Origin of the sequence: Staphylococcus sp. NAM3COL9, from assembly GCF_001431205.1 — a bacterium.
Classification (GTDB): Bacteria; Bacillota; Bacilli; order Staphylococcales; family Staphylococcaceae; genus Staphylococcus.
Window position 1 is genome coordinate 22,795 of sequence record NZ_LGPC01000010.1, and the last position, 25,563, is coordinate 48,357.

Annotated in this window: 25 protein-coding genes; 20 read left to right on the forward strand and 5 right to left on the reverse strand. The window is 32.9% G+C overall.

Annotation, left to right across the window (positions count from 1 at the left end; translation table 11 throughout):
- Positions 1-135: 135 nt before the first annotated feature.
- The 4 genes from ACA31_RS02625 (at position 136) to ptsP (ending at position 4,052) form a co-directional block, all read left to right on the forward strand.
- Positions 136-1,305 carry a class I SAM-dependent rRNA methyltransferase gene (locus ACA31_RS02625; protein ID WP_057511829.1) on the forward strand — a complete coding sequence of 390 codons (1,170 nt, stop codon included), beginning with the start codon at positions 136-138 and terminating at the stop codon, positions 1,303-1,305.
- Between the two features lie 57 nt (positions 1,306-1,362).
- Positions 1,363-1,905, forward strand: a complete 543-nt coding sequence (locus ACA31_RS02630; RefSeq protein WP_057511830.1) for a hypothetical protein — start codon at positions 1,363-1,365, stop codon at positions 1,903-1,905.
- 163 nt (positions 1,906-2,068) lie between these two features.
- A complete protein-coding gene (locus tag ACA31_RS02635) occupies positions 2,069-2,335 on the forward strand; it encodes a phosphocarrier protein HPr (RefSeq protein ID WP_002508015.1) in 267 nt (88 codons plus the stop codon).
- A gap of 1 nt (position 2,336) precedes the next feature.
- A complete protein-coding gene (gene ptsP, locus ACA31_RS02640) occupies positions 2,337-4,052 on the forward strand; it encodes a phosphoenolpyruvate--protein phosphotransferase (RefSeq protein ID WP_057511831.1) in 1,716 nt (571 codons plus the stop codon).
- Positions 4,053-4,273: 221 nt separating this feature from the next.
- Here ptsP and ACA31_RS02645 read toward each other — a convergent pair whose 3' ends face one another.
- Positions 4,274-4,504, reverse strand: a complete 231-nt coding sequence (locus ACA31_RS02645) for a glutaredoxin family protein (protein WP_057511832.1) — start codon at positions 4,502-4,504, stop codon at positions 4,274-4,276.
- A gap of 202 nt (positions 4,505-4,706) precedes the next feature.
- Between ACA31_RS02645 and ACA31_RS02650 the strand changes: the two genes are divergently transcribed.
- The 3 genes from ACA31_RS02650 to ACA31_RS02660 all read left to right on the forward strand — a co-directional run bounded on the left by ACA31_RS02650 (position 4,707) and on the right by ACA31_RS02660 (position 7,833).
- A complete protein-coding gene (locus ACA31_RS02650) occupies positions 4,707-6,059 on the forward strand; it encodes a cytochrome ubiquinol oxidase subunit I (protein WP_057511833.1) in 1,353 nt (450 codons plus the stop codon).
- Positions 6,059-7,075: a cytochrome d ubiquinol oxidase subunit II gene (locus ACA31_RS02655; protein WP_057511834.1), complete on the forward strand. Its 1,017-nt coding sequence runs from the start codon at positions 6,059-6,061 to the stop codon at positions 7,073-7,075. Before ACA31_RS02650 ends, ACA31_RS02655 begins: the two co-directional genes overlap by 1 nt.
- Before the next feature lie 98 nt (positions 7,076-7,173).
- Positions 7,174-7,833, forward strand: coding sequence for a potassium channel family protein (locus ACA31_RS02660; protein WP_002508010.1), 660 nt, complete (start codon positions 7,174-7,176; stop codon positions 7,831-7,833).
- Positions 7,834-8,280: 447 nt separating this feature from the next.
- Here ACA31_RS02660 and rnjA read toward each other — a convergent pair whose 3' ends face one another.
- Both rnjA and ACA31_RS02670 read right to left on the reverse strand, forming a co-directional pair.
- Positions 8,281-10,131, reverse strand: a complete 1,851-nt coding sequence (gene rnjA / locus ACA31_RS02665) for a ribonuclease J1 (protein WP_057511835.1) — start codon at positions 10,129-10,131, stop codon at positions 8,281-8,283.
- Positions 10,131-10,346, reverse strand: a complete 216-nt coding sequence (locus ACA31_RS02670) for a DNA-dependent RNA polymerase subunit epsilon (protein WP_002508008.1) — start codon at positions 10,344-10,346, stop codon at positions 10,131-10,133. Before ACA31_RS02670 ends, rnjA begins: the two co-directional genes overlap by 1 nt.
- 504 nt (positions 10,347-10,850) lie before the next feature.
- Here ACA31_RS02670 and ACA31_RS02675 point away from each other — a divergent pair.
- Positions 10,851-11,123: a hypothetical protein gene (locus ACA31_RS02675; RefSeq protein ID WP_057511836.1), complete on the forward strand. Its 273-nt coding sequence runs from the start codon at positions 10,851-10,853 to the stop codon at positions 11,121-11,123.
- A 59-nt stretch (positions 11,124-11,182) separates the two neighbouring features.
- On the opposite strand, the gene def is transcribed toward ACA31_RS02675, so the two are convergent.
- Positions 11,183-11,734: a peptide deformylase gene (gene def, locus ACA31_RS02680; RefSeq protein ID WP_057511837.1), complete on the reverse strand. Its 552-nt coding sequence runs from the start codon at positions 11,732-11,734 to the stop codon at positions 11,183-11,185.
- Between the two features lie 126 nt (positions 11,735-11,860).
- On the opposite strand from def, the gene ACA31_RS02685 reads away from it, so the two are divergent.
- From ACA31_RS02685 to auxB, 12 genes are all read left to right on the forward strand, one after another.
- Entirely contained in the window at positions 11,861-12,487 is a 627-nt protein-coding gene (locus ACA31_RS02685; protein WP_057511838.1) for a YkyA family protein, read from the forward strand.
- 264 nt (positions 12,488-12,751) lie between these two features.
- A complete protein-coding gene (pdhA, locus tag ACA31_RS02690) occupies positions 12,752-13,864 on the forward strand; it encodes a pyruvate dehydrogenase (acetyl-transferring) E1 component subunit alpha (RefSeq protein WP_057511839.1) in 1,113 nt (370 codons plus the stop codon).
- A 3-nt stretch (positions 13,865-13,867) separates the two neighbouring features.
- The gene (locus tag ACA31_RS02695; RefSeq protein ID WP_057511840.1) at positions 13,868-14,845 is read left to right on the forward strand and encodes an alpha-ketoacid dehydrogenase subunit beta; all 978 of its coding nucleotides are present in this window, start codon (positions 13,868-13,870) and stop codon (positions 14,843-14,845) included.
- Positions 14,846-14,993: 148 nt separating this feature from the next.
- Positions 14,994-16,289, forward strand: a complete 1,296-nt coding sequence (locus ACA31_RS02700; RefSeq protein WP_057511841.1) for a dihydrolipoamide acetyltransferase family protein — start codon at positions 14,994-14,996, stop codon at positions 16,287-16,289.
- Positions 16,290-16,292: 3 nt separating this feature from the next.
- The gene (lpdA, locus tag ACA31_RS02705; protein WP_057511842.1) at positions 16,293-17,699 is read left to right on the forward strand and encodes a dihydrolipoyl dehydrogenase; all 1,407 of its coding nucleotides are present in this window, start codon (positions 16,293-16,295) and stop codon (positions 17,697-17,699) included.
- A gap of 157 nt (positions 17,700-17,856) precedes the next feature.
- Positions 17,857-18,135: a UPF0223 family protein gene (locus ACA31_RS02710; protein ID WP_057511843.1), complete on the forward strand. Its 279-nt coding sequence runs from the start codon at positions 17,857-17,859 to the stop codon at positions 18,133-18,135.
- 165 nt (positions 18,136-18,300) lie between these two features.
- On the forward strand, positions 18,301-18,840 hold the full coding sequence (locus ACA31_RS02715; protein WP_057511844.1) for a helix-turn-helix domain-containing protein: 540 nt from the start codon (positions 18,301-18,303) through the stop codon (positions 18,838-18,840).
- Positions 18,841-18,852: 12 nt separating this feature from the next.
- Complete coding sequence (locus tag ACA31_RS02720) at positions 18,853-19,953, forward strand: ABC transporter ATP-binding protein (protein ID WP_057511845.1); 1,101 nt, start codon at positions 18,853-18,855, stop codon at positions 19,951-19,953.
- Positions 19,940-20,743 (forward strand): ABC transporter permease, encoded by an 804-nt coding sequence (locus ACA31_RS02725; RefSeq protein WP_057511846.1) that lies wholly within the window; start codon positions 19,940-19,942, stop codon positions 20,741-20,743. Before ACA31_RS02720 ends, ACA31_RS02725 begins: the two co-directional genes overlap by 14 nt.
- A gap of 5 nt (positions 20,744-20,748) precedes the next feature.
- The gene (locus ACA31_RS02730; RefSeq protein WP_057511847.1) at positions 20,749-21,558 is read left to right on the forward strand and encodes an ABC transporter permease; all 810 of its coding nucleotides are present in this window, start codon (positions 20,749-20,751) and stop codon (positions 21,556-21,558) included.
- On the forward strand, positions 21,558-22,631 hold the full coding sequence (locus ACA31_RS02735; RefSeq protein ID WP_057511848.1) for an ABC transporter substrate-binding protein: 1,074 nt from the start codon (positions 21,558-21,560) through the stop codon (positions 22,629-22,631). Before ACA31_RS02730 ends, ACA31_RS02735 begins: the two co-directional genes overlap by 1 nt.
- Positions 22,632-22,704: 73 nt before the next feature.
- The gene (gene auxB, locus ACA31_RS02740) at positions 22,705-23,934 is read left to right on the forward strand and encodes a lipoteichoic acid stability factor AuxB (protein WP_057511849.1); all 1,230 of its coding nucleotides are present in this window, start codon (positions 22,705-22,707) and stop codon (positions 23,932-23,934) included.
- Positions 23,935-24,023: 89 nt separating this feature from the next.
- Here the strand turns inward: auxB and ACA31_RS02745 are convergent, their stop codons facing one another.
- The gene (locus ACA31_RS02745) at positions 24,024-25,376 is read right to left on the reverse strand and encodes an Nramp family divalent metal transporter (protein WP_057511850.1); all 1,353 of its coding nucleotides are present in this window, start codon (positions 25,374-25,376) and stop codon (positions 24,024-24,026) included.
- Positions 25,377-25,563: the final 187 nt, after the last annotated feature.

A 25,563-nucleotide genomic window follows, 5' to 3' on the forward strand; every position in this document is an offset into this window, starting at 1 on the left:
GTTCAAGAATGATAAATACTTAGTCAAAACGTTTGATTTAAATAAATATTAATGATGTTACGATGCACTTGAAATGATAAAATAGGTAAGCGACAGATAAATATAAAAAAATAGTAGAAAGGCTGACATAATTTTATGAAAACTGCCACATTAAATAGAGGTAAAGAAACAAAATATTTAAATGAATATCCATTGGTAAGCGAAGATGATATTTACGCACACGATCACTTACATGAAGGAGATTTATTTCAGCTATTAAACGATAAAGATCAGTATATTGCAACAGCATATGTTGGACGTCAGCATAAAGGCATTGGTTGGGTATTGAGTTACTCGCGTGATGAAGTTGTTAACACACAATTTTTTGAAAAATTATTTGATATTGCGAAAAAAGAACGGGAGTATTTTTACAATGTAGACGGCACAAATGCATTTAGAGTATTCAATGGAGAAGGTGATGGTGTCGGCGGTCTCACAATAGACAACTACAACGGTCATTACTTAGTTCAATGGTACTCTAAAGGAATCTATAAGTTCCGTTATAATATTTTGAATGCGCTGAAAGCAATATTCGGTTATACATCAATTTTTGAAAAACTACGTTTTAAAGATGCCAACGTAGAAGGTGGCTTCGTTGACGGAGATGCACCAGAGTTTCCAATTGTGATCGAAGAAAACTTCACATTTTATAATGTGCATTTAAATGATGGGCCAATGACCGGTATCTTTTTAGATCAAAGAGAAGTAAGAAAGAAATTAAAAGATCAATACGCGCAAGATAAAAATTTACTGAATTTATTCAGTTATACAGGAGCGTTCTCAGTTGTAGCTGCAGAAAATGCAGAGATGACAACAAGCGTTGATTTAGCTAACCGTTCTCGTGCACTTACTGAAAGTAATTTCGGTTTAAATTCTATTGACCCAGCGTCACAATATATTTATGTTATGGATACTTTTAATTTCTATAATTATGCACGTCGTCATGATTTCTTCTACGATACAATTGTGATTGATCCGCCAAGTTTTGCGAGAAATAAGAAAAAAACATTTTCTGTATTAAAAGACTACGATAAATTAATCGTTGGTGCACTTGATATACTTGGTCCTGAAGGTACATTACTATTATGTACAAACAATAGTACATTTTCACTAAAAGCATTTAAAAATGTAGTGACAGAAACATTAACTAAAGAAGAAGTGAACTTTGAAATTATTGATGTCATGGGCTTGCCAAAAGATTTTAAGACGCATGCACACTATAAACCTTCAAAATATTTAAAAGCGATTTTTGTAAAAATACAGTAAAGTGTGAAAAAACGGGTATTATTCTTAGTGTATAGAATTAACTAAGGAGTGAACATAATGAGTTTTAAAAATAAAATCACAAATAACGTTACACAAAAAGTAGGAAACAAATTTTTAAATATAGAAGATATAAAAAATAAAGGTAGAATACCAACAACACATAATGAAATTGAAGAACGTCGCCAACGTGCAGAGGCTTTAGTGAGAAAAAAATCTATGCTATCATCTGGCGTAAGCGTAGTACCTATTCCAGGTTTAGGTTTCAGTGTAGACATTAAGCTTATGAAAGATATTATTGAGGATGTAAATAAGATTTATGGTCTTGATCATAAACAAGTTAATACAATGGGAGAGGACATGAAAGAACGTGTGCTAACTACTGCGGCAATTCAAGGTAGCCAATTTATCGGTAAAAAAGTATCAAGTGCAATCCTCAAAGTAGTTATTCGTGATGTAGCGAAACGTACAGCAGCAAAACAAACGAAATGGTTCCCAGTTGTAGGTCAAGCAATCACTGCTTCTATAAGTTATTATTTTATGAAAAAAATAGGCAATGATCATATTCAAAAATGTGAAAAAGTTGTTAAATCACTTGTGTAAAACTACAGCGTTTTCATAAATTGCTAAATAATCGCTGAATATTGTCATGTCATGGGTGCAAGGAATTGAATTTATATATATAATTTGGTAATCTTATTATATAAAACTATGTTAGGTTTTATAATAAACTAACGATTCTAACTATACGAAGGAGAAATAAATTATGGAACAAAAATCATATGTAATTATCGATGAAACAGGTATTCACGCTCGTCCAGCGACAATGCTTGTTCAAACTGCCTCAAAATTTGATTCAGATATTCAATTAGAATATAACGGTAAAAAAGTTAACTTGAAATCAATCATGGGTGTTATGAGTTTAGGTGTAGGTAAAGATGCTGAAATCACTATCTACGCTGATGGTAGCGACGAAACAGACGCAATCGAAGCAATCACTGAGATATTATCTAAAGAAGGATTAACTAAATAATATGTCTAATTATATAAATGGTATTGCTGCATCTGATGGTGTAGCGATTGCTAAAGCATATTTATTAGTTGAACCAGATCTTTCATATAATAATGAAAAGATTACAGATATCGACGCTGAAATTGCTAAGTTCAATGATGCCATTGAAACATCTAAAGTTGAATTAACAAAAATAAGAAATAATGCCGAAAAAAATCTAGGTGCTGATAAAGCAGCGATTTTTGATGCACATTTATTAGTCTTAGATGATCCAGAGTTAATTCAACCGATTGAAGACAAAATTAAAAATGAACAAGTTAACGCACCAACTGCATTATCTGAAGTAACTGGACAATTCATTATTATATTTGAAAATATGGATAATGAATACATGAAAGAACGTGCTGCTGATATCCGTGACGTTTCTAAACGTGTGTTAGCACATATTTTAGGTGTAGAGTTACCAAATCCGAGTATTATTGATGAAAGTGTTGTTATAATCGGAAACGATTTAACACCTTCAGATACTGCTCAGTTAAATAAAGAATTCGTGCAAGGCTTTGTAACAAATATTGGTGGAAGAACATCACACTCAGCAATTATGAGCCGTTCTTTAGAGATTCCTGCGGTTGTAGGTACAAAATCTATTACTAAAGATGTTAAACAAGGCGATATGATTATCGTTGACGGATTAACGGGTGAAGTAATTATTGACCCTACAGATGATGAAGTGATCGCTTATGAAAATAAACGTGAACGTTTCTTCGAAGATAAAAAAGAATTGCAAAAATTGCGCAATGAAGAAACAAAAACAATTGATGGTAAACATGCTGAATTAGCTGCAAACATCGGTACGCCTAATGATTTAAAAGGTGTTATTGAAAATGGTGCAGAAGGTATTGGTTTATATCGAACAGAATTTTTATATATGGGTAGAGATGAAATGCCTACTGAAGATGAACAATTCGAGGCCTATAAAAAAGTTCTAGAAACGATGGAAGATAAACGTGTTGTTGTACGTACATTAGATATTGGTGGCGATAAAGAGTTACCATATTTAAATTTACCTGAAGAAATGAATCCATTCTTAGGTTATCGTGCGATTCGTTTATGTTTAGACCAACCTGATATTTTCAGACCACAACTTCGTGCATTATTACGTGCATCTGTTTACGGTAAATTAAATATCATGTTCCCAATGGTTGCAACAATCAATGAGTTCCGTGATGCTAAAGCATTATTACTTGAAGAAAAAGAAAACTTAAAACAAGAAGGTACAGAAGTTTCTGATGATATTGAATTAGGTATCATGGTTGAAATTCCTTCAACGGCTGCATTAGCAGATGTCTTCGCAAAAGAAGTTGATTTCTTCAGTATTGGAACGAATGATTTAATTCAATATACGATGGCGGCTGACCGTATGTCTGAACGCGTTTCATACTTGTATCAACCATACAATCCTTCAATTTTACGTTTAGTAAAACAAGTGATTGAAGCATCACATAAAGAAGGTAAATGGACTGGTATGTGTGGCGAAATGGCAGGCGACGAAATCGCTATTCCATTACTATTAGGCTTAGGATTAGATGAATTCTCAATGAGTGCTACATCAGTACTTAAAGCGCGTCGTCAAATCAAAGGTTTAAGCCAAAATGAAATGGAAGAATTGTCACAAAGAGCAATTAATTGTGCAACTTCTGAAGAAGTAAAAGAATTAGTTGAGCAATATGCTAAATAATAAATATTAATTGAATATTTGAGTTCGAAAAAGCTGATAGACCATTTATAGTGGGGCTATCAGCTTTTTTATTTTGCTATGAGTTAAAAAATATTAAGAATTAACGTAGCAGATCACTTCATGTTGTTAAACAGTATCTTTGTAGTAATACTGAAAATCATATAGATTAGGAAGTGAAAGATTTACTAATTCAAATGTGGGAGAACTACATTGCTTAATGATTATTTTAAATTTAAAGTATGATTGAGTTTATCAATGTCAATTTGGTACATCGGTTCGTTATTCAACAAGATAAAAGGTGTAGCGAAAGCATCATAGTCTATCATTTCATTTCTATATTGGGAATTTGAAATGTTTTTTTCGCTATATGACACACCTTTGTCTGACAAGTAGTTTTTAATGAAAGTACAAGGTGGGCAATCATTTTGTGTATAAATTATTATTTTATTCATTACAACTCATCCTTCCTATTTTAAATACTTTATACTTTAATATAAGAAACTTTTTAAATTATTACAAATCTTTGACTTACATGCAAGTGGTCATTAATTTGTCACTATATTTTGAACACAACTTATTTCAATACAACGTAAAGCAGTTTATAATGAATGAACGTTGTGATTTTTGTCACAAATAAATAAAAAAGGTGATATTATGGATTCAGTTGAATTAGCCCGTTTTTTAACTGCGATGACACTCGCGGTTCATATCATATTCGCAACGATTGGTGTGGGCGTGCCATTAATGTTTGCTGTTGCTGAATTTTTAGGTATAAAAAGAAATGATCCAAAATATATAACATTAGCCAAAAGATGGTCTAAAGGATATACCATTACGGTAGCTGTTGGTGTTGTGACAGGTACAATTATTGGATTGCAATTATCACTATTATGGCCAACATTTATGCAAATGGGTGGTCATGTGATTGCATTACCATTATTTATGGAAACATTTGCTTTCTTCTTTGAAGCAATTTTCTTAAGTATTTATTTATATACATGGGATAGATTTAAGAGTAAATGGACACATTTTCTTATTAGTATTCCCGTCATTATAGGTGGTACTTTCTCAGCATTCTTCATTACAGCGGTTAATTCATTTATGAATACGCCAGCCGGCTTTGAAATGAAAGATGGTAAAATGGTTAACGTCCAACCGTGGGTAGCAATGTTTAATGAATCGTTCTTAATTAGATCATTCCACGTTGTTGCCACAGCGCTTATGACGATGGCATTCGTACTTGCTGCAATTGCTGCATTCAAATTATTGAAAAATAAGTTCAAGAAAGACACAGAATATCATAAAAAAGCATTAAAACTAACAATGATTCTTGGAGTAGTATTTACTTTAGGATCTATGCTAGCTGGAGATTTATCAGCTAAGTTTCTACATCAAGAACAACCAGAAAAACTTGCTGCTTACGAATGGCACTTTGAAACAGAGTCTAATGCAGACTTAATATTCTTTGGTACTTTAGATGAAAAAACACAAGAAGTATCAGGTGCCATAAAAATCCCTAGCATACTCAGCTTCTTGGCTGATAATAATATAGACACTGAAGTAAAAGGATTAAATGATTTTCCAGAAGAACTGCATCCACCGATGATTGTACACTATTACTTTGATATTATGGTTTCTATGGGTGTATTCTGTTTGATTATATCAGGTGCGTTTATATTAACGCTTATATTTAAGAAGTTACGCAAATTCACTTATTCAAAATCAATGTTGTACGGTGCATTGTTAACTGGACCAGCAGCAATGATTGCAATAGAAGCTGGGTGGTTCTTAACTGAACAAGGTCGTCAACCATGGTTAGTTCGTGGTTACCTTAAAGTAGCTGATGCTGCAACTCAAGCAGGCGGTTTAACACTCGTGACCATATTATTCGGTATCTTATATATGATATTAATCGTGACTACAGCATATGTGTTAATTCGTATGTTCAAAAATAAACCAGCATATAAAGATGTAGAAGAAAATACACCAGAAAGAGGTGATGAGTAATGATATTTGCTTATATAGGTATTACAGTGCTTGGAATATTCTTATTCTCTTATATTATTATTGCCTCCATTGATTTTGGTGCTGGTTTCTTTACACTTCACGCAAAAGTGACTAAACAAGATAAACAAATTAACCATTTAATAGGTCGTTATTTAAACCCTGTGTGGGAAGTAACAAACGTATTCTTTGTGTTCTTTTTCGTTGGCATCGTAGGTTTTTTCCCTGATGCGGCAAAATACTTTGGTACGGTACTACTCGTACCGGCTTCAATAGCATTAATATTACTAACAATTAGAGGTAGTTTTTATGCATTTGAAAATTATGGCCCTGATTCAAAACTCATTTGGTTAGCAATGTACGGCTTGTCAGGATTGTTTATCCCAGCGGCGCTTGCTACAACGCTAACAATATCAGAAGGGGGCTTTATTACAGGTTCAGGTGATAATATAGATTTGGATTGGCTTGAATTAGCCTTGAGTCCTTATTCATGGTCTGTTGTATTCTTAGCTGTTATATCAGTGCTATACATTTCTTCAGGCTTCCTTACGTACTATGCTTCAAAAGCTAAAGACAAACCAGCATATGATTTATTAAGATATTGGTTCTTGTTCTGGGGACCACCGATGATCGCAATTTCATTATTCGTATTTGTATCATTAAGACTACAAAACGAAGTACATTTCTTAAGCGCAGTAACCGATTACTGGTGGATGTTCCTACTAAGCTTTATATGTTTTATGGGTGTCATGGTACTTACATTGATGAAAAAATGGCACGGATTTGCATTTATCCTTGTTATCTTACAAATGGCATTTGCATTTTTCGGATATGGTGCCAGCAAAATGCCATACATCTTATACCCATATGTTCGTATAGATGAAGGTATTGTTAATAGCAGCATGGCCATTGCTTTAATTATTGCATTTGTTTTAGGTTTACTTTTACTCATTCCATCGTTAATATTATTATTAAGATTATTTGTTTTCGACAAAGATTATGTTGAAGGAAAAAAATAAATTAATTTTTTAAAAAGAGGTATTGATAGTTATTCATTAGTTCGTCTAAACTGATGAATAGCTACCTTATCTGAGATTTTTTAAATTGGAGGACGCATATGGACAAAGAGTATGTGGTTATCGGCTTAGGTCGATTCGGTGGCAGTATAGTAAGAGAACTTAACGCATTAGATATGGACGTTATGGCAATTGATATGAATGAAGCACGTGTAAACGAATATAGCGATATCGCTACACATGCTGTCATTGCTGACACAACAGATGAAGCTGTTATGAAAAGTTTGGGTATCAGAAATTTTGATCATGTCATCGTAGCAATAGGTGAAAATATACAATCAAGTACTTTAACAACGTTAATTTTAAAAGAGTTAGGTGTAAAAAAAGTAACAGCTAAAGCGCAAAATGATTATCATGCAAAAATTTTAAATAAAATCGGCGCGGACACGGTTGTTCATCCTGAAAGAGACATGGGGAGAAGAATCGCTCACAATGTCGCAAGTGCAAGTGTGTTAGATTATTTAGAACTTGCAGATGAACATTCAATTGTAGAGATTAAAGCGAGTGAAAAAATGGCTGGTCAAACCATTATAGAATTAGATATTCGAGCGCAATTCGGGATAAGTATTATTGCTATAAAAAGGGGGAAAGAAATCTTAGTTTCTCCTGACCCTAATATTAGTATTGAAATTGGTGATATATTAATTATGATAGGGCATGATAATGACTTAAATCGTTTTGAGAAAAAAGTCGTTCGATAAAAGTACGATATTGAAGAAGTCTCCAAAAACTGGTGGCTTCTTTATTATATCTAAGTCGATTGTTAAATCATTAAAATACTTCTACATAAACGAGGAAATATTAATAAATGATTTAAGACTTGAAAAGTGCAATGATAAGTAAAAAATTATAAAACTATATTTACATAGTAGAAGTATTATTGGCCTAAAATAGAGTAGTCATAACAAATAGAGGCTAAGACATAAATACATGTCTTAGCCTCTATTTGTTATTGGAAATGGCTGACTGAATTGAAAATGCGCTTATATCAAGCTATTAAAGAACTACTACTTCGTTTATGAAGAAAAGTAGTTCTTATGCAAGAGTTTCAGCTCTTGTAATCCATTTTCTAGTCAGCTTTGCCGGGGTGGGATGAAGAAATCTTGTTTGTAAAATTAGGTTTCTATCCCATTTCCTGTTTTTAATTCTTATGATTCAGATGATTGATTTGTTTCATCTTTTTTAGGTTTAGGTTTTGGAGTGGTGTTTGCTTTTTTCTTGTCTTTATCGTTAGGTTTTTGATTTTTTACTGGTCCCTTTGTGTTGTTGTTTTTAGGTTTATCATTTTTAGGGATAGATTTTTTAGCAAATGATTGGTTGTTATCTTCATTTACTTTCATAATAACTGGTAAAATCATTGGTTTACGTGCAGTCTTTTCAAATAGATAAGGCTGTAACGTTTCAATGATTGATGATTTAATTTGATGCCATTGAATCTCTGGATTTTGATTTAATTTTGAAATAACATCCGTTTTGATTCTACGTTGTGCATCATAAATTAATTGGCCAGATTCACGCATGTATACGAAACCACGAGAGATAAGATCGGGTCCAGAAAGTAGTTTGTTTGTTTTGAAGTCTATACTTACAACGACAATCACTAAACCTTCTTCTGATAATAATTTACGATCACGAATGACTACATTACCGATATCACCAATACCACTACCATCTACTAATACATTGCCTGATGGAATTCTTCCAGCTTTTCTAGCAGAGTCATGTGTCAGTGCTAAGACATCACCGATATCAAAGATAAATACATTATCTGGTTCAACACCACACTCAACACCTGATTGACCGTGCGCTTTTAGCATACGGTATTCACCATGGATTGGTAAAAAGAACTTAGGCCGTAACAGACGTAACATTAATTGTTGGTCGCCTTTAGAACCATGACCAGAGGTATGAATGTTAGATACTTTATTATGAATAACTTCTGCACCTGCACGATAAAGTGAATTTATTGTGCGATTAATACTTTTCGTATTACCTGGAATAGGTGAAGAACTAAACACAACTGTATCTTCAGGAATGATTTTAATTTGTTTATGTGTACCGTTAGCAATTCTAGATAAAGCTGCCATTGGTTCACCTTGAGAACCTGTACACAGAATTAATAATTCATGCTTAGGCACGGTATTGATTTTATTTGGTTCAACAAACGTTTCTGGTGGTGCTTTGATATAGCCTAATTCCATACCAATTTTAATATTGTTTTCCATTGAACGACCAAACGTAACAATTTTACGATTGTGTTTAATTGCAGCTTCAACTGCTTGTTGCACACGGTAAATGTTTGATGCAAATGTAGCAAATATGATTCGTCCATTACAATCATGGAATATCTTTTCAACATTTTGACCGACTTCACGTTCACTTAAAGTAAAGTCTGACACGAGTGAATTGGTAGAGTCAGAAAGCAAACAAAGTACGCCTTCTTCCCCTAATTTAGCCATTTTAGCAATATTTGCAGGTTCACCAACTGGTGTAAAATCAAATTTGAAGTCACCTGTATGAACAATATTTCCTTCTGGTGTGTTAACGATAACACCATATGCTTCTGGAATACTGTGTGTAGTTAGATAGAATGAAACTTCAAAATGCTTAGATTTTATGACACTGCTTTCATCAATTTCGATAAGTTTTGCAGTTCTTAATAAATGATGTTCTTCTAATTTATTTCTGATCAAACCTAAAGCTAATGGTCCACCATATATAGGCACATTAATTTGCTTTAATAGGTAGGGCACACCACCTATATGGTCCTCATGTCCGTGAGTGATAAACAGGCCAACAATTTTATCTTGGTTCTGTTCTAAATAAGTAATATCAGGAATGACATAGTCAATACCTAATAAATTATCATCAGGGAATTTGATACCTGCATCGATAATAACGATTTCGTCCTGATATTCAACGGCATAAGTATTTTTACCAATTTCACCTAAGCCACCAAGCGCATAAACCGCGACTTCATTTTTATGAATTTGTTTCATTATTCAGCTTGCTCCACATTGAAGTGATCTGATTGTTTTTCGTATTCTAAATGTGCGCCCTCTAATTTAGTGATAAATTCAATGTTAAAGTTACGATCTTTTAAATATCTTCTTACTTGTTCTTCTGTTTGTCCTTCAACGTAAATTGTTTGTGTGTGTTCACGTACAATTACTTCTTCTTTGGTTTTTTGAAAAAAGACTTTAAATACTGCCATTTTATATATTTCCTCCTAAAATCATGTATGATTTTTAATTTTGTATAGTAAAACCCTAGTAATATAAAAGATTAAAGTATCCACTGGTTATTTAAAATTAACTGCATTTCTAATTATGCATGGACACTGATACTGTATATAAATAGAACATACTAGTTTTTGCCCAGTATGTTTCTAGGGAGATCTTCAGTTCGTTCGTTTAGAAAACTACAAACACAATGTTTCATATATTTTCAGTTACTTCTCATTTTACATGATGTAGTAGAATAAATAAAGCAGTTTTATCTTTAGTACCTCTTTTAATAAGTACAAATAATATCGATTTTTATTATAATTATTATTTAATCTACAAATTCAAATCTTAAGTTATGTAAAAAACCGCAACAAATCATCATAAAACTTGAGTGCGCGTTGAAAGTTAATTATGATGAAAGAAGATTATTAAATATTTAATAAAGTGATATATTAAGTTATAGAAACGATAGATGGGTAAGGGTGATAGAAATGGATCAAGTGAAAAGAATTATAGAAGATGTTAAAAAAGAAAAAAATCGAAACGATAAAATATTTCAAGATATCACTTTTGAAATCCGCACAGAACAAGTAATCATGTTTTTTAATTATTATGAAATAATTGATACTGTAAATGGTGATCAAAATTACGTAAAACATAATCATGATCCAGAATTTATAGACATTAAAGAATTAAACGACTTAAAAACAGAACTTAAAAAATTAGACATTCTGTTTACTGAACGAAGAGATGACTTTATGTAAAATATGCCGTTAGCTTTGAGAAATTCTCAATGTGCTAACGGCATAATATTTTTAATAGCTTAAACTTCTACTGCATCTTCATGTGGCGTAAGTGGATTGTTTGGATCAATATGATCATAAAACATTACGCCATTAATATGGTCTATCTCATGTTGAACAACAACAGCAGGATAACCTTTCAAACGTAATTTCACGTCATTACCATCTATATCTGTTGCTTTTACTGTGATTCGATATTTACGGTGGACAAGTCCTGGAATATTTTCATCTACGCTTAAACAACCCTCGCCAGTTGGTAAATAAGCTTCTTGAACACTGTGACTCATGATTTTAGGGTTAACTAATGCTAAATCATAACTTTTGCCATCACCATCATCTGGTAAATAAACTGCTATCATTTTTTTTGCAATGTTGATTTGTGGAGCAGCAAGTCCTACTCCTGAGCGAAGTCCATACTTATTAGCTGTTTCTTCATCCTGGCTATTAATTAGAAATTCACGCATAGCTTTTAAAGTTTCACGATCTTCGTCAGAAAGCGGTATTGTTACATCTTTTGCTTTTTCACGAAGTGTGGGGTGACCATCTCGGATAATATCTTTCATTGTTATCATTTTATTCATACACCTTCCTTAATATAAAATATACCAAAGTTCAATGTTTAAAATACAGTGATACATTTGATTTCTTATAAAATATTATATAATATAACACACAAATAAAGGAGGATTTCTCAAAAAATGAAATTAAAGTATAGCATCGGTGCGATACTCGCTTCTACAATGTTAATAGCGGGGTGTACAACAGACAAAGGTGAAATAGATGATTATAATGAGAAAGTACAAAAAGCATTTGATGAAGAGAAGCCTATGTCTTCAGTAGGGAAGAAATTAAATAGCCTTGAACAAGACAAGCAAAAATTAGTTAAGAAAATTAATGGTAAAGACCAAGAAGAAGTGAAAGATACTTCGAAAAAAGTCGTGGAAAATGTTGAAGAAAGAGAAAAAGCATTTAAAAAGGAAGTAAAAGCTATAGATAACTCAGAAAAAGAATTTAAAAAAGCTGAAAAGCATGTTGATAATATAAGCGATAAAGATAAGAAAAAAGAAGTAACACAATTGAATCAAGCGCTTAAAGACAAATACAAAGCACATGATGAATATGCCAAAGCATATAAAAATATTTTGAATAAGGAAAAAGATATGTTTGGATATACTTCCGGTGACCAAGTGAATCAAGATCAAATAGACAATAAAGCAGAAGCGGTTTCGAAATCATATAAAAACATGAATCAAGCATTTGAAAAATACTCTGATGCAATGAATAAAGTGAATAAGGAAAAAGAAGATGTAGAGAATCTTTCTTAAATTTAAAAGCGGTAAATTTGAATTTTAAATAGCTACGTTATAGCATAAGATATGATGGCGCTTACAATTTCAAGAGGATTACTTTATAGCGACTCGATTTTTGAGTAATACAGTGCTATGAAAAACAGTGGTACAGATTGAAAACTGTACTTATCTTAAGTATTACAGAACTTTTTCAAATTATTTAACAGTGTAACAGTTTTGTGGTATAATATTGAAGGATAAAATAAGTTTCTATTATACGGGAAAGGTATGGTGAATTGAATGGCTCCGAAATTGAAAGCCCAATTCGATGCAGAGAAAGTATTGAAAGATACTGAATCTCAATTTGAAATGATCCAAATCTTGGATGAAGATGGTAACATCGTTAATGAAGATCTAGTACCAGATTTATCAGACGAGCAATTAGTTGAATTAATGGAGAGAATGGTTTGGACACGTATTCTTGACCAACGTTCTATTTCATTAAATAGACAAGGGAGATTAGGTTTCTATGCTCCTACAGCAGGACAAGAAGCTTCACAATTAGCTTCACAATACGCTTTAGAGCAAGAAGATTTTATATTACCAGGTTACCGTGATGTTCCACAATTAATCTGGCAAGGTTTACCTTTAACTGAAGCCTTCTTATTCTCAAGAGGTCACTATAAAGGTAACCAAATGCCTGAAGGCGTTAACGCATTAAGCCCACAAATTATTATCGGTGCACAGTATGTTCAAACTGCTGGTGTAGCGCTTGGTATTAAAAAACGTGGTAAAAGTGCTGTAGCAATTACTTATACTGGTGATGGTGGTTCGTCACAAGGTGATTTCTACGAAGGTATTAACTTTGCTTCTGCATATAAAGCACCTGCAATTTTCGTTATACAAAATAACAACTATGCGATTTCAACGCCACGTAGCAAGCAAACTGCTGCTACTACATTAGCTCAAAAAGCTATTGCAGTTGGTATCCCAGGTATTCAAGTTGATGGTATGGATGCTTTAGCAGTATACCAAGCAACTAAAGAAGCGCGTGATCGTGCTGTTAATGGTGAAGGCCCAACGTTAATTGAAACAATTACTTATCGTTATGGTCCACATACTATGGCTGGAGATGACCCAACGAAATACAGAACATCTGATGAAGATTCTGAATGGGAGAAAAAGGATCCATTAGTTCGTTTTAGAAAATATGTTGAAAATAAAGGCTTATGGACTGGCGATAAAGAAAATGAAGTTATCGACCGTGCAAAAGCTGAAATTAAAGTTGCTATTAAAGAGGCAGATAATACTGAAAAACAAAAAGTTACTGACTTGATGGAAAACATGTATGAAGAAATGCCTCAACATTTAGCAGAGCAATATGAAATCTATAAAGAGAAGGAGTCGAAGTAACCGATGGCACAAATGACAATGGTTCAAGCGATTAACAACGCGCTTAAAACCGAATTACAAAACGATGAAAATGTTTTACTTTTCGGTGAAGACGTCGGTGTTAACGGTGGTGTTTTCCGTGTAACTGAAGGTTTACAAAAAGAATTCGGTGAAGACCGTGTATTTGATACACCTTTAGCTGAATCTGGTATTGGTGGTCTAGCTTTAGGCCTATCTACTCAAGGATACCGTCCAGTAATGGAAGTACAATTCTTAGGATTTGTATTTGAAGTATTCGACTCTATAGCAGGACAAATTGCGCGTACGCGTTTCCGTTCTGGTAACTCTAAACAATCACCTGTTACTGTTCGTGCACCATTTGGTGGCGGCGTTCATACACCAGAATTGCATGCTGACAACTTAGAAGGTCTTTTAGCTCAATCACCAGGTTTACACGTTGTAATTCCGTCTAATCCATATGATGCTAAAGGATTATTAATCTCAGCAATCAGAAGTAATGACCCAGTTGTATATTTAGAACATATGAAATTATACCGCTCATTCCGTGATGAAGTACCTGAAGAAGAGTACACAATCGAAATTGGTAAAGCAAGTGTGAAACAAGAAGGTAATGACATTACGCTTATTGCATATGGTGCAATGGTACAAGAGTCATTAAAAGCGGCAGAAGAGTTAGAAAAAGATGGTTATTCAGTAGAAGTTATTGACTTACGTACAGTTCAACCAATTGATATCGAAACACTTGTTGCTTCAGTAGAAAAAACAGGACGTGCTGTAGTAATACAAGAGGCGCAACGTCAAGCTGGTGTTGGAGCACAAGTTGTTTCTGAATTAGCAGAACGTTCTATTCTTTCATTAGAAGCGCCAATCGCTCGTGTTGCAGCGGCAGATACAGTTTATCCGTTTACACAAGCTGAAAATGTTTGGTTACCAAACAAAAATGACATCATTGAAAAAGCGAAAGAAACTTTAGAATTTTAATATATATTTAATGAAGTAGGATGATATCAGTTTAGTTGATACACCTACTTCATCCAAATTTATATTTATAGCATGAGATAGTGACTTAATTGTCCATTGCTCAATTTCTAATTTTTGACTTAATATGAATTTTTAGGAGGATAATAACGTGGCATTTGAATTTAAATTACCCGACATTGGTGAAGGTATCCACGAAGGTGAAATTGTAAAATGGTTTATTAAATCTGGAGATACAATTGAAGAGGACGATATTTTAGCTGAGGTACAAAACGACAAATCAGTTGTTGAAATTCCATCACCTGTTTCAGGTACTATTGAAGAAGTACTAGTAGATGAAGGTACTGTAGCAGTTGTTGGTGACACAATCGTAAAAATCGATTCACCAGATGCAGAAGAAATGCAATTCAAAGGTAGTGAAAGTGACGATTCATCTAGTGAAGAAGCAGAAGCACCTGCTGAAGAAAGCACTAAAGAAGAAGCATCTACACAAGGATCTAAAGACGAAGAAGTAGATGAAAGTAAACGTGTTAAAGCGATGCCTTCAGTTCGTAAATATGCTCGTGATAATGGCGTTAATATTAAAGCTGTTTCAGGTTCAGGTAAAAATGGTCGTACAACTAAAGAAGATGTGGACGCATACTTAAATGGTGGCGGAGAAGCAGCTTCAAATGAAAGTGCAGCTACAGCAACTGAAGAAACTTCAAGTGCAACACAATCAGCACCAGTTTCTGCAGAAGGCGAATTCCCAGAAACAACTGAGAAAATACCTGCAATGCGTAAAGCAATTGCTAAAGCAATGGTTAATTCAAAACAAACTGCACCTCATGTAACATTAATGGATGAAATTGATGTTCAAGAGTTATGGGATCACCGTAAAAAATTCAAAGAAGTGGCAGCTGAACAAGGTACTAAATTAACTTTCTTACCTTATGTTGTTAAAGCACTTGTTTCTGCACTTAAAAAATATCCAGCGCTTAACACTTCATTTAACGAAGATGCTGGTGAAATCGTACACAAACACTACTGGAACATTGGTATTGCTGCTGATACTGACAGAGGACTATTAGTTCCTGTTGTTAAACATGCAGACCGTAAATCAATGTTCAGCATCTCAGACGAAATTAACGAACTTGCTGTTAAAGCACGTGACGGAAAATTAGCGGCAGATGAAATGAAACATGCTACATGTACAATTAGTAATATCGGTTCAGCTGGTGGACAATGGTTCACTCCAGTAATCAATCACCCAGAAGTAGCTATCTTAGGTATTGGCCGTATTGCACAAAAACCAATTGTTAAAGATGGAGAAATAGTAGCTGCGCCAGTATTATCATTATCATTAAGCTTTGACCACAGACAAATTGATGGTGCTACTGGACAAAATGCTATGAATCATATCAAACGTTTATTGAATAATCCAGAATTATTATTAATGGAGGGGTAAAATATGGTAGTTGGAGATTTCCCAATTGAAACAGACACTATTGTAATCGGAGCAGGACCAGGAGGCTATGTTGCAGCAATTCGTGCAGCACAGTTAGGTCAAAAAGTAACAATCGTTGAAAAAGGTACATTAGGTGGCGTATGTCTTAACGTTGGTTGTATTCCTTCTAAAGCATTGCTACACGCTTCACACCGTTATGACGAAACTAAGAACTCAGAAAATTTAGGTGTTATTGCTGAAAGTGTTTCACTTAATTTTAATAAAGTTCAAGAATTCAAACAATCAGTAGTTGAAAAATTAACTGGTGGCGTTGAAGGATTGTTAAAAGGTAACAAAGTAGAAATCGTTAAGGGCGAAGCTTACTTTGTTGATAACAATAGCTTACGTGTTATGGATGAGAAAAGTGCTCAAACATATAACTATAAAAACGCGATTATTGCAACTGGTTCAAGACCAATTGAAATCCCTAATTTTGAGTTTGGAAATCGTGTAATTGATTCATCTGGCGCTCTAAATTTACAAGAAGTTCCTGGTAAATTAGTAGTTGTTGGTGGCGGTTATATTGGTTCTGAACTTGGAACTGCTTTTGCAAACTTTGGTTCTGAAGTTACTATTTTAGAAGGTGCTAAAGATATCTTAGGTGGTTTTGAAAAACAAATGACACAACCTGTTAAAAAAGGTATGAAAGAAAAAGGCGTTGACATTGTAACTGAAGCTATGGCTAAATCTGCTGAAGAAACTGAAAACGGCGTTAAAGTAACTTACGAAGTAAAAGGTGAAGAACAAACAATCGATGCTGATTATGTGTTAGTTACTGTAGGTCGTCGTCCTAACACTGATGAATTAGGCTTAGAAGAATTAGGTCTTAAATTTGCAGAACGTGGATTAATCGAAGTAGACAAACAAAGCCGTACTTCAATTGAAAACATATTTGCAATTGGTGATATCGTTCCTGGTTTACCACTTGCGCATAAAGCAAGCTATGAAGCTAAAGTTGCAGCTGAAGTAATCTCTGGTGAAGCATCAGAAGTAGATTACATCGGTATGCCTGCTGTATGTTTCACTGAGCCAGAACTTGCTCAAGTAGGTTATACAGAAGCTCAAGCTAAAGAAGAAGGATTAAAAATCACTGCTTCTAAATTCCCTTATGCAGCTAATGGTCGTGCGTTATCATTAGATGACACTACTGGATTTGTTAAACTTATTACGCTTAAAGAAGATAATACATTAGTAGGTGCCCAAGTAGTTGGTACTGGTGCTTCTGATATTATTTCTGAGCTAGGATTAGCAATCGAAGCTGGTATGAATGCTGAAGATTTAGCATTAACTGTACATGCTCACCCGACATTAGGTGAAATGTCTATGGAAGCAGCTGAAAAAGCTATAGGTTTACCAGTACACACAATGTAATTTCATTGTTGTAACAGATATAACGATAGCCTTGTAGGGGGCGGGAATACGAAATCAAATTTTGATTTCTGTCCCGCTCCCTTTTTTATATTAAAATGTTATATCTAAAAGAAGCTAAATTATAAATATTCAATGAAAAGGTAGGAGGCATGTTTATATGGAGTATCAATATCCGATAGATCTTGATTGGTCAAATGATGAAATGATGCAAGTTGTATCGTTTTTCAATGCTGTAGAATCTTTTTATGAATCAAAAGTAGAAGGTAGTTTATTATTAAATCGTTACAGACAATTCAAAACAATCGTTCCTGGGAAAGCAGAAGAAAAACAGATTTTTAAAGAATTTGAAAAAAGTAGTGGATATAATAGTTACCAAGCTGTAAAAATAGTCCAAACTGACAATAATCAAAAATTTTTTAGTGCAACTAAAAAATAACTATTGTCATATAAGCTATATTCTGATATTTTTATTAAGCATTAAACAAAATGTTTGATAAAAGTAAACAGTATATAGCTTTTTCTTTTTGTGAAATTTTATTGTAGCGCACGTCATAAAATTTCACAGAATCCTACAAAGTTAATTTATATAAAGGATGTCATGATGGATATAGGTAAGAAGATTAAAACACTAAGACAAATTAAAAATTTAACTCAAGGAGAGTTAGGTGAACGCACAGATTTATCAAAAGGCTATATTTCTCAAATTGAGAACCAATATGCTTCACCTAGTATGGAAACATTTTTGAATATTTTAGATGTTTTAGGTACAACAGCAAGTGATTTTTTCAAAGAGCCTGAAGAACCGAAAGTATTATATAAAAAGGCATCACAAGTTACTTATGATGAATATGAAAAAGGTTATATACTTCATTGGCCAGTTTCACAATCTAACGAGTTTGAAATGGAACCACTTATAATTACTTTAAATGGAAATACTTCATATAAAAATTTTGAACCTTCGAATTCGGACACATTTATATATTGTTTAGCGGGGGAAGTTACACTCATTTTAGGTGATAACGTATTTCATGCTGAAATGGGAGATGCGCTTTATTTTAAAGCAAAGCAAGAACATAAATTAATTAATCCTACACCAAATGAAACTCGAGTTATGATTGTTGCAACCGCATCATATTTATAGGAGGAAGAATAAATGGATTCATTATTATCTTTTAACAAAGTGAGTAAAATCTATGATGACATACCAATATTAGATAAAATCAATATAGATATTGAGTCAGGTCATTTTTATACATTACTTGGACCTTCTGGTTGTGGTAAAACAACAATTTTAAAACTTATCGCAGGATTTGAACAAGTCGATGAAGGCGATATTATATATCGAAATCAGTCAATTAATCATATAACAGCGAGCAAACGTAGGGTGAATACAGTATTTCAAGACTATGCATTATTTCCGCACTTAAATGTTTATGATAATATTGCTTTTGGATTAAAACTAAAGAAAATGAACAAAAGCGCCATTAATAAAAAAGTGAAAGAAGCATTAAATCTTGTTAAACTCACTGGCTATGAATATAGAACAATTGAAGGTATGAGTGGGGGACAAAAACAGCGTATTGCAATTGCACGTGCGATTGTGAATGAACCAGAAATATTATTATTAGATGAGTCTTTATCAGCACTGGATTTAAAATTAAGAACGCAAATGCAATATGAATTAAGAGAAATACAGTCTAGATTAGGTATAACATTTATTTTTGTTACACATGATCAAGAAGAAGCTTTAGCGCTAAGTGACTATATATTTGTAATGAAAAATGGTGAAATCCAACAATTTGGAACACCCACTGATATATATGACGAACCAGTCAATCGCTTTGTTGCCGATTTTATTGGAGAATCAAATATTATTGTAGCTACTATGATTGAGGATTATGTGGTGAACATCTATGATCAAGATTTAGAATGTGTAGATAGGGGTATTCCATCACAACAACAGGTAGAAGTAGTGATTAGGCCAGAAGATATATCATTGATTCAAGCGGAGCAAGGTTTATTTGAAGTGACAGTTACTTCTATGCTTTTCAGAGGTGTGCATTATGAAATCAATTGCATTGACAGTAAAGGTTATGAGTGGCTGATTCATTCTACTAAAAAAGCCAAAGTTGATAGTAAAGTTGGTTTATACTTTGAACCAGAAGCAATTCATATTATGGTGCCAGGTGAGAGTGAAGCTGAATTTGATAAGCGTATTGAAAGTTATGAGGAAATAGATCATGCGCAAGATTAATGCATTGCTCTTTATACCTTACATATTGTGGATGATTTTATTTATCATTGTTCCTGTGATACTTCTTTTTTATTTTTCGCTCATTGATATAAAAGGACATTTTGGATTAGAAAATTATAAACTGATGATTTCATTGAAATATTTCATAATGATTTGTGAATCGGTATGTTTTGCTATAGCGATTACATGTATAACGCTATTAATAAGCTACCCTGCTGCATACTTTATAAATTCATCTAAGCATAAAAATGTATGGTTACTTATACTGATTGTACCAACTTGGATCAATTTACTACTGAAGACCTATGCATTTATAGGTATATTCAGTCATGATGGTATTATCAATCAAATACTGAATTTTTTACATTTGCCTAAAACGGAATTGTTATTTACTGTTCCTGCTTTTTTAATAGTAGCAAGTTATATTTACATTCCATTTATGATTTTACCTATTTTCAATAGTATGAAGGATATTCCTAATAATATTTTACAAGCTTCAAGTGATTTAGGCGCGAGCCCGCTAACAACATTTAGAAAGATTATTGTACCACTCACGAAGCAAGGTGTATTGACAGGAATTCAAATCACATTTATACCGGCATTGTCGCTTTTTATGATTACGAGACTAATTTCAGGAAATAAAGTGATTAATATTGGGACGGCCATAGAAGAACAATTCCTAGTGATACAAAACTATGGAATGGGTTCGACGATTGCTTTGTTTTTAATCTTTTTTATGGCGCTCATCTTAATTATTACAAATACTAAAGCTACAAATGGGAAAAGGTGAATCATATGAAATGGTATGGCAAAATATATATCGGCATATTAATTGCTATTTTATATGCCCCAATTTTATTTTTAATGGTTTATTCATTTAACGCTGCTGGTAATATGATTCAATTTGATGGATTTACTTTGGACCACTATCAATCGTTATTTAGTAATGATCGATTAATGTCAGTTATTTTTAATACAATTGCGGTAGCGTTATTAGCTGCTGCATTTGCTACTGTGATAGGGACGTTCGGTGCGATTGGATTATATCATTTAAAAAACAAAAAATTGAAAGTTTCACTACTTACATTAAATAATGTATTGATGGTATCTTCTGATGTTGTTATTGGTGCTTCATTTTTGATTATGTTTACTGCCATTGGGCATTTTACTGGTATGGGTCTCGGATTCACAACGGTGCTTATTTCACACATTGCTTTTTGTATACCTATTGTGGTCATCATTGTGTTACCAAAATTGTATGAAATGAATAACCATACTTTAAACGCCGCTCGTGATTTAGGTGCAACGGAGTTTCAAGTATTGAATAAGGTTATGTTGCCTCATCTAATGCCAGCGATTATTGGTGGTTTTTTTATGGCCTTAACCTATTCATTAGATGATTTTACTGTCAGTTTTTTTGTTACTGGTAATGGGTTTAGTGTGCTTTCTGTGGAAGTTTATGCAATGGCAAGAAAAGGTATTAGCATGGAAATAAATGCAATATCTACCATTTTATTTGTTGGAATTATGTTAGGTATACTTGGGTATTATTTAATTAAAAATATGCTTAAGCATAAAAAACTAGTGAAACGGGGTATGTTATAATGAAACGTTTTTTACAGTTAATTATAATTTCTATCGTCGTTGGTTTGATATGTTTATTCATCAGTCAAAAATTCACTTCAAAGCATCATTCTGGCACTGGTGAAAAAATTTATGTTTATAATTGGGGAGAATATATTGATCCTAGTTTATTACAACAATTCCAAAAAGAAACAGGAATTGAAGTCGTTTATGAAACATTTGATTCAAATGAAGCGATGGAAGCCAAAATAAAAAATGGTGGCACTCATTATGATGTTGCTTTTCCGAGTGACTATACAGTGCAAAAATTAAAAAAACAAAAATTGTTATTACCTTTAAATCATGAGAAACTACCTAATATAAAAAATCTTGATTCAGATTATCTTGATATGCCATTTGATAAAGATAATACATATTCAATACCTTATTTTTTTGGCACTGTAGGTATTATTTACAATAAAAACGTATACCCAAATGATAACTTTGAGTCGTGGGATCAGCTTTATAAAGCGAAATATAAAAATGATATATTATTAGTAGATGGTGCAAGAGAAATGATAGGTGTAGCTTTAAATAAATTAGGTTATAGTTTAAATGAGACACATTCGCCATATTTAGCAGAAGCTGAAAAAGATTTAACGCGTTTAGGCCCTAACGTTAAAGGTGTGGTAGGTGATGAAATTTCAATGATGTTAGAACAGCATGAAGCAAATATTGCAGTGGTGTGGAGCGGTGTTGCAGCTCCAATTGTACAACAAAATGAAGAATTTGATTATGTAGTTCCTAAAAAAGGTTCAAATTTGTGGTTTGATAATATGGTTATACCTAAGACAACACAAAATAAAGCAGGTGCTTATAAGTTTATGAATTTTTTATTAGATGCAGAGCATAGTAAACAAAATACAGAATGGGTGGGCTATGCGACGCCTAATAAGGCAGCAAGAGCACAATTGCCTACAAGCATAAAAAATGATGAACGCTTTTATCCTTCAAAGAAAGAACAATCCAATTTAGAAGTTTATAAAGATTTAGGGAAAAAGACGTTAAGTGAATATAATGAAAGATTTTTAAATTTTAAAATGTCTTTAAAATAAGACACAGTTAGTAGTTATTTTAGTGTTAATTCGATATAATAGTTTGACAAGCAATATAAGGAGTTGTAAAAAAATGTCAGGAGAGCAATATACTCAAGTTAGACGTCCGGTGAGTCGACTAGCAGAAAAAGTATTAGGTTGGTTGAGTTGGATATTCTTATTATTACTAACCATTATTACGATGTTTATTGCACTAGTATCTTTTAGTAGTGAAGCATCAATACAAAATTTAGAGACTTCATTGAATGGTAATGATTTTATTCAACAAATATTAGCGAACAATGGATTAAACACAATTCAATTTGTGATATGGCTACAAAACGGCGTGTGGGCGATTATAGTATATTTCATCATTTGTTTACTTTTATCATTTTTAGCCTTAATTTCAATGAATATAAGAATTTTATCAGGATTCTTATTCTTAGTCGCAACAATAGTGACGTTACCATTAGTGTTGCTATTTGTACCGCTAATTATTCCTATTCTATTTTTAATCGTGGCAATCATGATGTTTGCACGAAAAGAAAAGGTAGAAACAGTGCCTGCATATTATGCAGAAGGATACCAAGGCCGTTATTCAGATTATGAGCAACACTCAGAACCGAACTCACCTCAATATATTGAAAAGAAACAAACTTCTGACGTAGAACAACAACAAAGTAATGATAATCAATTAAGAAGAGGCGGTTATAGCTCTGAAGTTGCAGAAAAAGTAAATTCTGAAAATAATGCATCTGATGAGGAACCACAAGTACTTTCTAGACAAGCAAAATATAATTATAAGCAAAGAAAACATAATAATGTTAAAGATGACAGTCAAAGTACTGAAGATGAATTCGGTCAAGTTAGCAATGTATATAATGAAAACGGTGAAGCAGTTGCCAACGAAGACCAAAGTAATAAAGATGCAATAACGAATGAGCAACAAGAACAACAAGATAAAGAAACAGAATTAGAGAACCAGCGTGTGGCGGAAGAAGAACAACGTCGTAAACAAGAAGCATATGAAGCGGAACAAAGAAAACAAGCTGAGCAAGAAGAACAACAACGCCGTAAACAAGAAGAGGCAGAAGAAGCGGCAAGATTGAAGCAAGAAAAAGCTGAAGAAAAAGAACGTATTAAACAAGAGAAAAAAGAACGCAGAAAACGTGAAAGAGAAAAACGTAAACAACAACCGAGTGCAGCAAATCAGCGTAGAAAGAATTTCGAAGAACGTAAGAAAATCACTTCACAAGATGTCGAAGAATCAGAAGATACAAAATCTAAAGAACAAAATGATTCTGAAACAAAAGACAAATCATAATAAAAATTGTATTATTTTTATAACAACTCAATTTGGTATTCGACAAATAAAACCCGATTGCTCACAGTATGTGATGCAATCGGGTTTGTTTATAATTCTTGAAACGTTTGTATGATCAAGTAAATATTTAAAATACTTAAAATAATGATTAAGCACCATGAAATCATATTTACCCAAGTTCTATTTTTAAACTGACCCATTAAATGATGATTATTTGTAGCGAGCTGCAAAGGTATCAATGAAAAAGGTAAGGCTAAACTTAAAAAAACTTGTGAAAATATAAGCAATTGTTCCATTTTTTCTTCATTACTTTTAAAGATAATTAAACAAAATATAATAGGCAATATTGCAACCAATCTTGTGATAAGTCTACGTAACCAGTTAGGTATTTTAAGATTAATAAAGCCTTCCATAACAATTTGTCCTGCCAAAGTACCGGTAATCGTAGAATTTTGTCCAGATGCAAGCAATGCTACAGCAAATAATGTACTCATTATCGCTCCCATTGAGGCGCCGAGTATAGGTTCTTGCTGTAAAGCTTGATACAAATCATAAAAGCCTCCAAGTTGTTCTGTATTAGCACCATAAAATAATGCAGAGCCTAGTACGAGTAGTAAGCAATTTACAACAAATGCAATAGTTAATTGGATATTAGAATCTATTGTTGCATATTTAATGGCATGTGCTTTTGAATGAATATCATTTCTATCATACATCCTAGATTGAACAATTGAAGAATGTAAATATAGATTATGTGGCATGATGGTCGCTCCAATAATACCCAAAGCAATAAATAGTGCACTATTATCAGTAACAATTGTGCTATTAGGAACAAATCCGTTTAAAACATCAGTGACTTGTGGTGATGCGATAAATACTTCAAATATAAAAATAAAGAGCACTGTGAAGATTAATGTTCCAACGATAGCTTCAATTTTTCTAAAACCAAAACGCATGATAAATAATAATAGAAACACATCGAATATAGTTATTAAAGCACCTACGAGTAATGGAATGTCGAACAATAGATTCAACGCAATTGCGCTACCAATAACTTCAGCTATATCTGTAGCTATAATGGCAAGTTCAGCTATAATCCAAAAGATAAAGGCAATTGGTTTATTCAAAAAATGTCTCGTTGCTTGCGCTAAGTCCATACCTGTTGCTATTCCTAATTTTACTGTCATGCTTTGTAATAACATTGCTGACAAACTAGAAAGTAAAATTACGAATAGTAAAATGTAACCGAATTGCGCGCCTCCTTGCATTGATGTTATCCAGTTGCCTGGATCCATGTAACCAACAGCTACCAATAATCCGGGGCCTAAAAAGGAAAAAAGTTTTTGGCTAAATTTACCATTAGTATTTACAGTAACAGTATTATTAATTTCATCTAAACTTTTATTTTTATTTTTTTGTTTGTTTGTAACTTGTTTATTCATTAACCACACCTCCAAAATATCTTTTGACATTTTATAGATTACTCTAAAAAAAATATTAGGTCAACCTAAAAACGCCTTTTTTTCCAAGGCTTTTACAGAATTAATTTAATTTTATTGTTCTAAGTTAGGTTTATTTAGCGAAAGGTCGTGATTATTTTTAATTATTTATAAATTTGCTATGATATAA